This is a genomic window from Bacillus cereus group sp. BfR-BA-01330 (assembly GCF_022663885.1).
GTDB lineage: Bacteria > Bacillota > Bacilli > Bacillales > Bacillaceae_G > Bacillus_A > Bacillus_A cereus.
In genome coordinates this window covers 191,670-206,652 of the sequence record NZ_JAKUGK010000004.1, presented here as the reverse complement: position 1 = coordinate 206,652, position 14,983 = coordinate 191,670, and the positions used below count along the sequence as shown (strand labels likewise).

Here is a 14,983-nt window from a genome sequence, read left to right as displayed (position 1 = left end):
TTAACATTACATTAACCTTACACGGTTGTAATAAAATCATTAGCTAGAAGGAAGCAATGCCCAAACTAGACAGATATTTAATGACAAAACCATAAGAAAAAAACAATGATTAGATTTTAAATCTAGTCATTGCTTTATCCATCACATCTTGATTACATCTATATATCTTATTGTTACTCTTTCACTTGAATGATTGAATATATCCATTAAAAATGGCTATATTCTTTGTCGGCACGTACATATAACTAATGTTTTTTTATTGATAAAGTGAAACTTTAATCAGCTCTCACCAATCGGGCTTTTATGGGCAGTCCGCCACCTAACTTCTCTTTGCTCTCGCTGAATTTTTTTGGGGATGTTACTGCCCGCAACTAGCAAGATAGATATTATCAATATTCATACGTTACAATAGTACCGGTAGTATCAGTAAAACCATCAAAACAGTTAGAGCAACCACCACAGCCGCCACAACCGCCACAACCGCCACAGCCTCCGCAACCAAAACAACCGAAGCAACCAATACAACGGAAGCCACCACAACGGAAGCCGCCACAACGACCTCCACCACAACCGCCACAACGACCACAACCGCCACAGCGACGAGCAGCATCTTCAATATAGTAATATGGATATTGGTTTTGCTGGTCCCAATAGACAATATTTCCAGACCGGTAATCATTAAGGCTTAACGCTTGTAGTTCTTGTTGAAACTGATTCATTTTCATAACCTCCGTTTATAAAATACAACCTCATCGATACTTCCCTATATTCCTGTTCGTTACATCTAAGTAGAAATAGCGCTATAAACTAAGTTCAATACGTACACCAACAAAGTATGACTTATCACTAGATGATGCACCTTGTTCATATACCTATTTTTACTATGGGCTCATTTTTATAAAGTGAAACTTTAATCAGTGGGGTTTTGTTCATCCCCTACCTAACTTCTTTGCTTCCGCTGAATTTTGAGGTGGGGGGCTTACTGCCCGGCAAATAGCGGGATAAATAAAAATTAAAAAATATGAATTCTAGCGTCATATCTTCATACTTACTAAGTTCAATTAATTTCTCAATAATTATGATGCCATGTCCTATATATTTCCGTCTGCTGCTTAGATTTTTCTGTACTGTAAATGGCTTTCGCTATAACACCTCCAAGTGACCGGTTTCTATGACGGATATGAAATTCCAACAAAAAAAGCCCTAATTAGGGCTTTTCATTCTATTTCTCCAGCAAAACTCTCTATGAAATTCCTAATTGAAAAAAGACACACTTAGATTGATGCGTCTTTTTGTGATGCCTCTTTTGTGAAATCATATAAAGCAATTGCGCCTAAAAGAACAAGTATACCTTGAGGAACATCTAGTAAAATAGTTTTCCAAATTTCTGGAACTACCCATTTGATATCTGCTGCTGTTTCAAGATATGTTTGGAAATAGCTGATTGTAAAATTAATGATTCCTAAAAATACAAACAACGATAAACCAAATCGAATTAATTTCTTATTTGTAAACATATAACACCTCTCAAAATTCATTGGATATTCCTGCTTTTGCTTCTTTATATTTTCATATCTTTATATCTAATTTTAACACATAAAGAACTCAAAAAAATACAATATGCATATTTGCATATCGTATTAACAACACTCCATGATAATATAGAAATTCCTGCAAAGAAAAAACAACTCCGTTACAGCTAACAGCTCGGGTTTCTTTTCTTATTTAACTTCATACCACCAACATTTACGTTCTTTAATTGTAAAATAAATGTGACAGAAGTTTATCCAGTTAATGCGTAGACAAGTAAATGAGCTAAATTATCGATATTCTATTTCGCCATATCCGTAGCACTAATGACTTTACGCAAATTTGACAAGAAAAAATATATAGATAGGTATGATCCATACCTATCTATAACATTACTTCTATTCTTTATCCAATTACGTCTTTTACGTCTGTATCCACTGGCCACTTTTCTAATGTATAAGCCATTTCCCAAAATGAATATTCATATTGACTGCTAATAATAAAATGCTGTTTCATACGTTTGCGGTCTGCCTCTGTTACTTTTTCAGCGATAGTATCTAAACGTGTAATTTGTTCTTCAACTAGCGTACGGAACCAATCAGATCCATAAGCAGAAATCCATTCGTTATAAATTGGCTCTTCCGGCTGGCACTCTTTTAAGCGTTCGCCAATTTCATAATACAACCAATAGCAAGGTAAAATTGCTGCAATGATATCTCCTAAATGCCCTTCATACGCAGCACGATACATATGTGAAGTATACGCATATGCAGTTGGCGCAGGAATAAAATTATCTTTTTCTTCTTTTGTTATCCCTAGCTTTTTAGCAAAATTCTCATGTAAAGATAACTCGGCCTCATATGTATTTTGAGCATGATGTGCCATACGAGCTGTCGTCTCTAATTCAAGAGCTTTTGCAGCTCCTAAAGTTTGTACTCTAGCAAAATGACTCAAATAATATGAATCTTGAAGCACATAATAGCGAAAACTAGCTAAATCTAATGTTCCTTCACCAAGTTTTTTTACAAAAGGATGGTTAAAACTCGCTTCCCAAATTGAATCTACTTCTTTACGTAATGATTGTGAAAAAGTCATTTAAATCCCTCCAATAATGTATAAAATATAAGTATTTATCCACAATTATTAAAGCTGTAAAATAAAAAAACTTTCTTTACAGGCGTAAAGAAAGTGAAATTGACAGTATTTATTTACTCATTAAATAGCAACGTCGTTCCCACTTCCCTACGCTGGCATTAACCAGATCAGGTACTAAGAGTCTCAAAATCACATTTGATCTCAGCCTATAAAAGGCCCCCCTAGTGGATAAATATTTTGTTTTTATAATGTATTCATCATAGCATACTTCGTGAAACTGTCAAAAGAATTCGTTATATAATCTCCTTAAAACCCTTCTTCATTTCTAACTTTTAATGATGTTTCAATAATCATATCTAATAGTTTGCTATAACTAATCCCCGCTGCTTCTGCACTTTTTGGCAATAAACTTGATTGTGTCATCCCTGGTAATGTATTAATTTCCATTACATATGGAATTCCGTCCTTCACCATCATATCAACTCTTGCATAAACACTACATTTTAATGCTTTATAACAAGCAAGTGACGCTTTATTTACACGTTCCTTAATTTCTGCTGGAAGTTCGATAACTTCCTCAACTGTACTAGTATCATCATATTTTGCATTGTAGTCAAAGAACTCGGCTGCATGTCGAATTGAAACTATAGGTAACTGTTTTCCATCCAGAATTGAACATGTAATTTCATCACCTTTTATATACTTCTCAATTACTACTTCAGAATCCCATTCGAATACAGTTTCTAGCATTGAGATCAATTCATTTTTATTATAAACGATTTTCACTCCGACACTCGATCCGCCAGAGTTTGGTTTTACTACTAATGGAAATCCTAACTTATCTAACTCATCAAGATTTAGATCCTCCATTTTTGTAAGTTCAATCCAATCTGGTGTTTCTACACCTTCATAACGTAAAATCTTTTTCGAAATATTTTTATCCATACATATACTGCTAGATAACATATTACTTCCGCTATAAGGAATCCCTAAACTCTCCAGTGTTCCTTGAACTGTCCCATCTTCTCCGTATTTTCCGTGTAATGCGAGCAACGCAAAGTCAATGTCTTTCGCTTTTTCAACTAAATCTATTTTTTCATTTAATGTAATTGGAACTATTTCATACTTATTTTTATCTAAATGAGCAATCATTTCATTCCCCGTCATAATTGAAACTTGTTTTTCAGACGATACCCCGCCCATAATAACACCGATTTTCATTTTCTCAACTCCAAATTTCATTTTTTAATGTATCACCAATTATTTTAATTCCCCGAACTATTTCTTCTTCTTTCAAGCGCGAAAAACCTAATCGGAAAGTGTTCGCTCCTTCTCCATCAGAGTAAAAAACATCTCCAGGTGAAAACGTAACGCCTTTCTCATAACACTTTTGTAAAAGTGTGCGGGCATTCATATGCTCTTCTAGCTCTATAAATAAATGCAGCCCACCATCTCCAGTCATTCTTTTAAAAGGAATGTACTGGTTACATGCCCCGACAGCTAACTCATATTTTTTCTTATAAACAGATCTTGCCTTTTTTAAATATTTTTCAAAATATCCCTCATGTAAATATTGAAACAGAACAGCTTGATCTAGCGTAGATGTGTGAATCGTTCTTGCTCTTTTTACGCTTTCTAAATAATGAATCAGCTCTTTATCTGCAATAATCCAGCCTACACGTAAACCAGGGAAAAGCACCTTTGAAAAGCTACTAATATAAATCACATTATTGCCAGCTCCCGCAAAAGTTAATAATGGAGCTAAATGTGAACCTGAATAACGTAATTCTTCATTAAATCCGTCCTCTATAATAGGAACGTTGTATTTTGAAAATAACCTCATCAATTCCGTTCTTTTCTCTGAACTCGTAACAATACCGGTTGGATTATGATAAGAAGGAATTAAATAAGCAAAATCAAAATCTTTTTCACGCAAACTTTTTTCAACTTCATTCGTATCAATACCATCCTCATGCATATCAATCCCATGAACTTCAAGTCCATGTAAACGGAAAAGCTTAAGTGCAGCATGGTGAGTTGGATTCTCACAAATGACACGACCGGATTTTTTTGATAAAGAAGAGAGTACAATATCCAATCCTTCTGTAAATCCATTTGTAATTAGAATATCTTTATTCGAAATGTCTACACCTTTCATTTCCATGTAATGAAGTAAATAATTCATTAACGGTCTATATCCCTTTGCATATCCGTAGTTCAATACGATGTCCCCTTCAATGGACATACGAGTAAGAAAAGCTCTTTTGAAATTTTCAACATCAAATAGCTTCTCATCCGGGGCTATACTATTAAAAACAATCATTCCCTTTTCCCAACGAACACCATGTTTCATTAAATCTAATTCGTCCGCTAATGCGGTCACTGTATTAAGTTTATTTTTCCAATCTATTTCAACAGACGAAGTGTTAGATATATCCACCTTGGCAACAAAGTTCCCTTTTCCTTTAACTGCATAAATGAGTCCTTCTTGCTCTAAATCTGCATAAGCAGCGAGTACAGTGTTTCTACTCACACTTAGTAATTCACTTAGTTCCCTTGTTGATGGGATTTTTTGATCCCCGAGCAAATGCCCTTTCATAATCATTTTCTTCAAATAATCTTTCAATTGAATATAAACGGGACGTTCTTTAACAACTTTAAAATCCTTAAACAATTTCTTACCCCCTGCAATCATTTTTGCATATTTATTTCATTCTCAAAAGGTCCACGGCATATGTATTTTTTATAAAGGGCGGTACGGTCTTACAAATCTTTTCGATATAAGTTTATTACATCTTTTAAAGCTGCAGCTGCAGCGCCTCTTGGATTAGAAGCCCCACCAATTGTAGTAACTTGTCCCATCGTATCTGTAAAGAACGTAATTCCTTTTTCGGTTCCATTTACTTTTGCTAACGGATGATCTTTTTCTATTTGGCACGGTTCAACATTTAAATTCACATTGCCTCCCTCATCCTTATATGTTGATGCTATTAATTTAATAATTTTATGTTGTTCCTTAGCATTTCGAATTTGCTGTTTTGTAACGTGCTCGATTCCTTTTATATGTATATCAGTAAGTGTTTTCTCTGTTTCTATTAAGCTGTTTGTCAAAAGTAACAATTTACACGCACTATCTGAACCACTTATATCTAATATAGGGTTTGTCTCAGCAATTCCTTTATTTTGTGCTTCTTTCAGTGCTTCTTCAAATGTCATATCTTCCTCATACATTTTCGTAAGAATATAATTAGTTGTTCCATTTAATATTCCTTCTATTTTTTCAATACTGCAACCGGCTAAACTAACTTGTCCAATATCTAGTGTCGGTAGTGCAGCGGCTGTTGCACCGCTATATCGAATTCGTATATTTGCGCCTTTTGCTGCTTCATTTATTTCTCTCCAGTTTGTAACGAGCGCACCTTTAGAAATTGCTACTATATCCATCTGTTTTTCAATCGCTTGTTTCATATATTGTTTCCCTGGATTTCCATCTTTAAGATTTGTAACTGTTGATTCTACCAATACAGTACCACTTATGCTAGTTGTTGCACGTTCCTTCGGATGATACTCTAAATATTTTTCAATTGCAGCGGTACCGCCACCATACATTAATAAATGATGAAGTGATAAGCCGTCTTCATTATGTATTGCAATATTTCTCCCTAATACGCCGCTTACAACTAATTGAATCCCATATGTTTCATATATATATGAATATTTTTCATTTAATAATTTTATAAACTCTCTACCTACTGTTCCGTATCCTGATAATACAACTTGAATTTTCATAATATCCCCCCATATTTTTCTACCAAATCCCTCTTTCAATATAATATAAAGCGCTCTCGAATTCCATCGAGAGCGCTTTATTATTACCTATTTCGGTAAACGTGATAGCTTTTCAGCAATTGTTCTATAAAACTCTTGAATGCTAGAAAAACCTAACGAGTCTGAAACACTTAACCCTATCATGTCGAGATGGTCCCAATTCGCTTTCGTTTCGATATGATTCCATTTTCCAATCTGTAATGACTCATTATTATTTACAGTAACATTAGAAGATGGTGCAATCATAGAATTTGTATTTACTACACCATCATTTTGCCACCAAGAAGTATCAACTAGCGGACGGTTTTCTTCATATCTCGCATAAGAACCTAAGAAAAATGCATTTCCCATTAACACTTTATTCATCGTTATATGAGGCAAATGTAAACCTGTTATAGGTGCTGCTTGTGATGCATGTCCACTATAGGATAAATAATACACATCTGGTTGCGTCTTTACCCAATTATTTAACTCCTTTGCACCATCTGTACTTAAATCCCATTGACTTATATCTTTTGTATTTTTCCAAAGTGAACTATTTAGAATACGATTACTATATTGGAAAAAGGACTCTCCAGCATTCTTCTTTATACCCCATTGATCCAATTTAAAATCATATAATGATAAATTATTGTTTCCTCCAAAGCTTGCAGCTGTAATGAGTAAATCTTTAACGAACGGCAGTAGAAGACTACCATCCGCAAGTGTTGTACCGTTGTGAGGGGTTGCTAATGTTGTAACACTATGAACGTATGATTTTCCGCCTTCAAATAGTGGTGATATTTTGGTGTCTGGGTGATTTTTCACATAATTCTTTTCTTCAAAACTACCTTCTTTTAATAGCTGTACTAATGTTCTAATCGTTTGTCCACCCATGCTATGTCCAACTAAATGAACTTTATTTGTTTCACTCCAATTCGGCGCAAAACCACTATAAGTTCTGCCAAAACGATTATGTCCATGTTTCTCAGCATGGACTGCACCATAATCTACTGTCCCACCGCTAATTTGTGCATACAATTCACATGCACGATCCCAGTTACTAGAAACAGGTCCAACAGCTGCGGTATGTACCGTATAACCATTTTGTTTCAAATCTTCCTGTATATCATGAACACCACCCCAATATTTTACGCCAAGCATTTCTTCTCTACCCCATCCAGCAAATCCATTCACCAATATGATAGGATAATTATTTTGTTGCCTCTCTTCAGCGTATGATATTTTCGCTGCGAATGAACATACGGTCACTAATGCAAAAAAACATATTTTTAAAAATAACTTCCCCATACTTTCTCCCCCCTAATAAAACGTTTACATTTTTCTTTTTAAAAAATTAACAGAATAATTTAACAACTTAAACATAATGTAAAGTATTTTATATACGTTGTATATATAGAAAACATATAAAAATGTTGATAAATATTAATTCAAGTGAGTATTTACTTTTTACAATATAACTTGTAAATCTATTTATTTAGATTTATAATTAGATATAGTTTCCTCATGTTAAAAAGATTTAAAAACCATAAGAAAACTAATCTCATTGCTTGAAAAGGAGGAAAAATCATGCAAATCGGATCAAATATTCATACATTGTCTCAACCTACTAAAATAACTCCATCTAATCTTGAGCATAATACTATCTCTTCTACTAAACTTGAAAGTAAGAAAATAAGTGATCCTATCAAGTTTGATATTCGTTTATCTGAAAAAGAAATGAAACAGCCTGAGCATAAATTTAATGAATTAGATTTATGGAAGATGTTAAAGGATAAAGGTGTTCCCTTATGGATCATCCTTGAAATGCTACAAAAGGCTCGTAAAGAAAAAGAAGCCCAAAATAATTCAGTTCAAAATTCAAATGGGATTGAGGAAACAAACGAGACTCGATTAAATGAAGTAATGTAAAGCATAATAATTGATTTGTCTATAAACTAAAAAGAGTTCGAAGCTGATGAAATTTTTATCAACTCCGAACTCTTTTTTAAGGTTTTTCGCCAATCGTTACAAATTGAAAAGATACTTCTCCTTCCAAACCTTTAATTAGCTTTTTTACTTTGACATTTTCATTAACCATTGTATTATCTGTCGACATTTTAGGTCTTTCATCACCTAGAGATTTCTTTAATTGAAGAAGGTGCATTTTCGTTTCATTTGCTTTTATTTCCTTATATACGCTATTTTTTGCTACAATCACATACGATTGCGTTGGATATTTACGAGTGTTTCCTATCCAAGTGTCACTATCGTATGTAACAGGAATGTCATTTCCTTCTATTTTAATACTTTTCATATTCTTTTCGTCTTCATTTGTAAACAATAGTGATCCTTCTTTTGGGAATTTTGGTAACGTATCTAAAATATAATTGGAGCCATTACCTCGTTTATGAAAAATTTTTTCTTTAATCAGTGCTAGTGCTGTAGATTCATTTAAAATTAATACATGTCCATTTCCAACTTCACCTTTTTTCACAGAAAACACTTCATTTTCTTTCGTAATTTCCTTATAACGATTAATAATTGGTGAAATATTATTTTCATCTCCAATAATTAATACACCGTTTGCAGGAAATGAGTTATCCTTTTTAGAGCATGAACTAAAGCTTATTAAAAGTATTATAGTTAACATAAAAATAGTTAAAGTTCTTTTCATCACGGTTCCTTTCATAATTCATATCATTTTTTACATGCTTTTCTGTAATTTTATTAGTTGATATCCTTTATTGCTCCATAGTCTTATAAAGCTTTTGTAGGTAACGCCAACGAGTAATAAAGAAATATAAAACTTGTATACATATAAATGAAATTAAAATAAAAATCGAGCTATTTAAAATAGAAAAACTAACTAATTGTTGCAGTGCCGTATACGCTACTACAGTATGAATCACCGCAACAGCAATCGGTAAGAAGAACATTAATAATAACTGTCTCGTTACAACTTTTTTTAACTCTTGTTTACTTAATCCCATTTTCGAAATCATTTTATATTGTTGTTGATCACGGTCCAAATCAGTGTATAATCGGAAATAAATAAAACTAGCAGCAAATGTAAAGAAAACGATTCCGACTAAAACACTTGCCATAAGTAATAAACCATTCTTTTGCTTTGCCTCCAACAAGTTTAATGTTAAAGCTTCAAAGTAGAAATCACTGTCCCTAAGATCTTTATCGAATATACTTTTTAATTGATTTGAAATCTCTTTCGTTCTTATCCAATCATCTACAACAAATCCGTAAGTACGATGTTGAATATCTTCATCCTCTGGATTACTCGTCAGAGGAATTTCATCATACACATGATCTTGAACAGCAATATAAATACTACTAGAATCATGTGGTAAAACTAAATTCTCTACAGTTTTCTTCACACGAAATGTCTTTGTCCAATCTCCTTGAATGACTTCAATATTTTTTTTGTAGTCACCATTTTTAAATTCTTGCTTTTGTGACACCCTCCCAGGGATTAGTAAAATTTCATCTTCTTTTTCAATCGTTTCATGTTGGTACCCGAGTGCTCTCGTAAGTTCGTTATATTCACTTAATTTCAATACATTTACGTTACTTTCTGTAAATTTACTTGAAGATGAAGCCATTCGATACGGAATATTTGCATCCAAGAGATGTTTTTTTATAATAGAGAGATGTTTATCTACCAATTTGTTGTTTTCAGAGCTTTCATACAGAAATGTATATGGGTTTGTCATCCACACTAAATTTCTATTACCAATAGCAGCTGTTGTACCAATAGCTGTAAATGCAACTGCTGAAATAATAGATACAATAAAAAACATCGTTGCATTATCTTTCATACGGTAAATTAATTCAGAAAACGTTAATATATTTGTTCTTTTTAAAAAGAAAGATTCTCTCCTTTTAGCAAGATGTAATATATAAACGCTACACTGTGTATATAAAAAGTACGTTCCTATAATTACTAGTAAGACACCCATTCCAAGTGTAGTAAAACTGGAACTTGAAATAAAGCGAAATACTGAGAAATATCCATATCCTATACTAATTAAAGAAAGCAGTGATAATAAAATTGAAGATTTCGGTTCAGGTTTTGGTTTTTCCTCTGCTCGAATAAGTTCGACAAGTTCCGTTATTTTTACCATTTTAAATGTAAATAGTGAAACAATGAAAAATAAGAAAAGAAAAGTGATAATTGTTAATAATACAGCCTTCACTGGTGTATAAAAAGGCAAACCATTATTAATCATTAATACACTTGCGCTTATCAATAAAACTAGTTTAGAAAATATGAGTCCAATGAAAATCCCTATACAAATTGAACCAAGTCCAATCAACATATTTTCAATTAATAATAATTTCTTAAACTGTCTCATTGACATACCTTGCATCATTAATATGCCAAATTCTTTCTTACGAGTTTTTAAAAATGAACTAACTGAATATAAAATAAAGAAAAATGAAAATACAAAAATCAAACCTTGCGAAATTGTAAATCCCATCGTACCATATGCACTCATTGTTGCACTTGTTGATTTTAATTCCCCTTGTAAATCAGGATGAAATAATAAAAGAGCATACGTAAAGAAAACCATAATAGAAAATGTACTACTTAAAAAATGGGCAGCATATGTACGCTTATTACGAAAAATATTATTAAATGCGAACTGACGAAAAGTCATGCCTTTTCCCTCCTAACAAAGAAAGAACATCCATAATCTTTTGATAAAAGGCTTGTCTGCTTTCACCACAATAAATTTCGTTATATAGTTGACCATCTTTAATAAATACTACTCTACTGCAAAAACTCGCAGCATACGGATCATGTGTAACTAACATCATCGTTGCTTTTTCTTCTTTATTAAGAGTATCAAGCATCTCCATTACATCATTTGAAGATTTAGAGTCCAAGTTCCCTGTTGGTTCATCTGCAAGTAATAATTGCGGCTTATGAACGATCGCACGAGCGATTGCTGTTCTTTGAGCTTGTCCCCCTGATATTTCAAATGTTCTTTTATTCAAGATATCTGTAATATTTAACTTCTCTGCAATCTCTTCCAATCGCTTGTTCATTTCTTGCACGGAAACACCATCTAAAGTCATCGGCAATACGATGTTTTCTTTTACAGTAAGTGTGCTAAGAAGATTAAATGATTGAAAAACAAATCCTAATTGTTTTCTGCGGAATAACGCTAAATCTTCTGATGATAATTGGAAAGGATTTGTACCATTTATTAAAATTTCTCCCGATGATGGAGAATCAATAGTAGATACCATATTTAATAACGTTGTTTTTCCACTACCAGATGGCCCCATAATCCCTACAAATTCACCTTCTTGAATTGATAAATCAATATCAACTAATGCTTTATAAGGTACTTTCCCTTTATATACTTTACTAATACTTTTTGCATGTAAAATTTCCATGTATATTCTCCCTTCATTTGCACGTCTCATAACAGAGTGTAAATGAATTGTCTTACAGCTCATATTGATTCGTCTTTCATTTATCTTACACGCTTGTAAGATTTCTAAAAAAACTGATAATAAAACTATTTTCAAACTGAAATTAACGCATAACTATCTTATAATAATTGTATAGTAGCAGGAAATACAAAGTATATGAAACCTTTATTATATAAATGAGAAAAGACCGATTGCTTTATCGGTCTTTTACTACCCAACGTTATATTTTTATCCACTCAGATCTTCTCAATATATAATGATTATATATTTGATTTTCTATCCTCTGTTGGCTCTTATAAATAAACCCACATTTTTCAATAACTTTATTTGATGCTACATTGTTAATTAAAGCAATTGCGTTAAGGACATTTAAATTTGTTTCTTTAAACAAAAAGTCAATTAAACCTTTAGTCGCTTTTGTAGCATAGCCATGATTTTGATGTTCATTTGAGATAGCATACATTATCTCTCTGTTTGGTGAAGGGAGTTCTTCTTTCATACCTGTGCAGCACCATCCAATAAATTCATTTGTGGTTTTCTTAAATATTCCTAGTCTTAATATGTGATCATCTATGTTAGTCGTAGTTCTCACTGCATGAAGAAACGCTTTATTTTCTGGTATTTCATAATTTACAACCCAATTAACCCTTTGTTCTTTCGTCGATTTCCAGTCCGGTAAAAACTTTTCTATTTCCGGTTGATTGGATATGTTATAAATACTCTCTGCATCTTTGACCGTAAACTCTTGTAGGTATATATCTCCACAATCTATTTTAAATAACTTAGTGAATCTCTCTTCATCCATGTTAATCCCCCTTACTTACATTAAAGCTCCTTAATCTGCTTCGTAAGTTCCATAAACCGTTCATCCAGTGCTTTATATTCTTTGTCGTTAGAAGTTAAAAAGCTTAATTTCCCTAATACTTCTTGTCTCTCTGTTTCTAACGTTAAACGTAGCTCTTCAATATCATCTCTTGTTTTCGTAGGTTCTTCTAGCTGCTTTTGTATCGTATTGTTTGAAAACACGAGTTTTGTGTTAGTTGTTTTCTCCAGAAAATATCGATCGTGAGATACAATTACTAATGTTCCGTTATACTCAGCTAATGTATTTTCAAGTTGTTCACGTGAAGGTAGATCCAAGTGATTCGTCGGTTCGTCTAAAATGAGTACATCTTTTTCATCTAAAATATAAGCCATTAGCTTACATTTTACTCTTTCTCCCATACTCATATGCTCAATCAGCTCTTTCCATTGAGAAGCTTGGAACCCTAAATGTTTCATTAAATTTTGGACTTTTCCTCTTTCTTCAAACGTCTCTTTAAAAAATAAATTTTCTGGTGTTTTATCAAGCGGTAAATCAAAAACTTCTTGTGTTAAATAGCCGATGTTCGCAGATGGTGAAATCCATATTTCTCCTTCAGCAGTTTCCGTTCCCATAATCATCTTCAGTAATGTTGTTTTCCCACTACCGTTTGGTCCAACAATCGCAACTTTCTCACCGTGCTGAATTGTAAAATTAACGTTTTCAAATAATACTTTCCCATGAAAGTCTTTTTTTAATTGCTTCACTTCTAAAAAACGTTTTCCTACTTTTTTGTTCGCTTGAATAGAAAACTCAACTGAATACTCTTCTTTCACACGTTCTACTTTCGCTTTCTCCAGCTCTTTTTCAAGTCGTTTTCGTTTTGACTTCACTTGTGCATCCATTCGCTTCGCTTTTACACGATAGAATTCTTTCACACCTTCTTGTTTTGTAGACTGCGCGTGTGCCTTTTGTGACCATGAACTCAATTCTTTTATATGTGTTTCTACTTGTTCTATCTTTTTTTGCTGCTTTTCATATTCACGCTGCTGCGACTTTCTTTTTTGCTCACGTGCTTTCATGTAGCTCGTATAATTACCACTATGCTCAATTAATTTTTTGTCCTCAATTGACCATATTTTTGTTGCGACAACATCTAAAAAATATCGATCATGCGATACAACGATAACTGTACCTCTCATGTTTTTTATTTGTTTAATGAGAAATCCCGTACTGATCTCATCTAAATGATTTGTCGGTTCGTCTAATATTAAGACATTAGGATTTTCAGCAAATCCTTTTGCTAATCGAATTTTCAGCTTTTCACCACCACTTAAAGTATGAAAATCGTTCGTTGGCACGCCCCATTTCGCAAGAAGTTCTGCTTCTTTTGCAATTACATCATTACTAATAAAAGATTCTATTTCTTGCTCAACATATGCTGTTGTCATATTCATTTGCATCCATTCAACAGTACCTTTTGAAGGTTCAATCTTCCCATTTATTAATTGAAGTAACGTTGATTTACCAGCACCATTTTTACCGATTAATCCGATAACATCCCCTTGTTTTACTGTCACATTCATTTTCTCTAACAACATATTTTCTTTTATTTCAACATAAACATCATTTAATTTTAATAGTTCTTTCATAAATATCGATCCCTTTCATTAAGGGAGAATAAAAAAATCCTCCCAAATAAATTTGGCAGGATTAGTCATTACATTATTTATACCCAAATAAGCTATTGCGCAATATAAATAGCAATACCGTTGTATGGAAATTGGGCAGACTAATCCTATTTTTTAGAAATTGAAATTTATTGAATTTCAACATTTAAAAATAAGATTAGTTAATCATCGTCCACCCATCATTCCTTTCCATCGTTAATAACCATATTGTACCATACTAGTACTGTATGAGTAAATGCAATTATATGTGCTGTTAAAAAGATTGCTTTCTTTTAGGTTTATTTATCATTCCTTAACTTCATGTTGAATAAGCACAAATTACATTGATTGTAATACGTCCTTTAGATTTCCCCAGTAGTAAACTTCTAAGCACTCTCTCTTATATAAAGTGAAACTTTAATTAGTGGGGGTTTTCTTCATCCCCACTGATTATTAGTTGAACCAATCGGACTTTTATGGGCAGCCCGACCCCCACCTAATTTCTTTGCTTTCGCTGAATTTTGAGGTGGGGGTCTTACTGCCCATTAAAGCGGGATAAATTTTGTATAAAAACAAAATATTATTCATTACCCAACAATAAATTATTGTTTATCGATAA

General features: G+C 32.9%; 13 protein-coding genes, 1 pseudogene and 1 riboswitch. Of the genes and pseudogenes, 1 reads left to right on the top strand and 13 read right to left on the bottom strand.

What is annotated here, in order from left to right; translation table 11 throughout:
• Nucleotides 1–109: 109 nt before the first annotated feature.
• The 8 genes and pseudogenes from MR112_RS13000 to MR112_RS12965 all read right to left on the bottom strand — a co-directional run.
• Nucleotides 110–244: pseudogene (locus tag MR112_RS13000) on the bottom strand (site-specific integrase); the annotation flags it as partial.
• Between the two features lie 145 nt (nt 245–389).
• Entirely contained in the window at nt 390–719 is a 330-nt protein-coding gene (locus MR112_RS12995) for a heterocycloanthracin/sonorensin family bacteriocin (protein WP_113710692.1), read from the bottom strand.
• Nucleotides 720–1,274: 555 nt separating this feature from the next.
• The gene (locus MR112_RS12990; RefSeq protein ID WP_069358061.1) at nt 1,275–1,538 is read right to left on the bottom strand and encodes a DUF3937 family protein; all 264 of its coding nucleotides are present in this window, start codon (nt 1,536–1,538) and stop codon (nt 1,275–1,277) included.
• Between the two features lie 397 nt (nt 1,539–1,935).
• Complete coding sequence (gene tenA / locus MR112_RS12985; protein ID WP_000144509.1) at nt 1,936–2,625, bottom strand: thiaminase II; 690 nt, start codon at nt 2,623–2,625, stop codon at nt 1,936–1,938.
• 127 nt (nt 2,626–2,752) lie between these two features.
• A riboswitch (TPP riboswitch) is annotated at nt 2,753–2,858 on the bottom strand.
• A gap of 73 nt (nt 2,859–2,931) precedes the next feature.
• Nucleotides 2,932–3,846, bottom strand: a complete 915-nt coding sequence (locus MR112_RS12980; protein ID WP_071740577.1) for a D-alanine--D-alanine ligase — start codon at nt 3,844–3,846, stop codon at nt 2,932–2,934.
• Between the two features lie 4 nt (nt 3,847–3,850).
• Nucleotides 3,851–5,299, bottom strand: a complete 1,449-nt coding sequence (pdxR, locus tag MR112_RS12975; protein WP_000471644.1) for a MocR-like pyridoxine biosynthesis transcription factor PdxR — start codon at nt 5,297–5,299, stop codon at nt 3,851–3,853.
• Between the two features lie 89 nt (nt 5,300–5,388).
• Nucleotides 5,389–6,414 carry a homoserine dehydrogenase gene (locus tag MR112_RS12970; RefSeq protein WP_000701758.1) on the bottom strand — a complete coding sequence of 342 codons (1,026 nt, stop codon included), beginning with the start codon at nt 6,412–6,414 and terminating at the stop codon, nt 5,389–5,391.
• Nucleotides 6,415–6,501: 87 nt separating this feature from the next.
• On the bottom strand, nt 6,502–7,743 hold the full coding sequence (locus MR112_RS12965) for an esterase/lipase family protein (RefSeq protein ID WP_000517059.1): 1,242 nt from the start codon (nt 7,741–7,743) through the stop codon (nt 6,502–6,504).
• Between the two features lie 279 nt (nt 7,744–8,022).
• On the opposite strand from MR112_RS12965, the gene MR112_RS12960 reads away from it, so the two are divergent.
• Complete coding sequence (locus MR112_RS12960; protein ID WP_001165495.1) at nt 8,023–8,364, top strand: DUF3914 domain-containing protein; 342 nt, start codon at nt 8,023–8,025, stop codon at nt 8,362–8,364.
• Nucleotides 8,365–8,440: 76 nt separating this feature from the next.
• On the opposite strand, the gene MR112_RS12955 is transcribed toward MR112_RS12960, so the two are convergent.
• The 5 genes from MR112_RS12955 to abc-f form a co-directional block, all read right to left on the bottom strand.
• A complete protein-coding gene (locus MR112_RS12955; protein WP_242245021.1) occupies nt 8,441–9,109 on the bottom strand; it encodes a lipoprotein BA_5634 family protein in 669 nt (222 codons plus the stop codon).
• A gap of 67 nt (nt 9,110–9,176) precedes the next feature.
• A complete protein-coding gene (locus tag MR112_RS12950) occupies nt 9,177–11,108 on the bottom strand; it encodes an ABC transporter permease (protein WP_048518997.1) in 1,932 nt (643 codons plus the stop codon).
• Nucleotides 11,083–11,853 carry an ABC transporter ATP-binding protein gene (locus tag MR112_RS12945; protein WP_000404284.1) on the bottom strand — a complete coding sequence of 257 codons (771 nt, stop codon included), beginning with the start codon at nt 11,851–11,853 and terminating at the stop codon, nt 11,083–11,085. Before MR112_RS12945 ends, MR112_RS12950 begins: the two co-directional genes overlap by 26 nt.
• 259 nt (nt 11,854–12,112) lie before the next feature.
• Complete coding sequence (locus tag MR112_RS12940) at nt 12,113–12,697, bottom strand: GNAT family N-acetyltransferase (RefSeq protein ID WP_000343079.1); 585 nt, start codon at nt 12,695–12,697, stop codon at nt 12,113–12,115.
• Nucleotides 12,698–12,717: 20 nt separating this feature from the next.
• The gene (gene abc-f, locus MR112_RS12935; RefSeq protein ID WP_048518996.1) at nt 12,718–14,346 is read right to left on the bottom strand and encodes a ribosomal protection-like ABC-F family protein; all 1,629 of its coding nucleotides are present in this window, start codon (nt 14,344–14,346) and stop codon (nt 12,718–12,720) included.
• Nucleotides 14,347–14,983 lie beyond the last annotated feature (637 nt).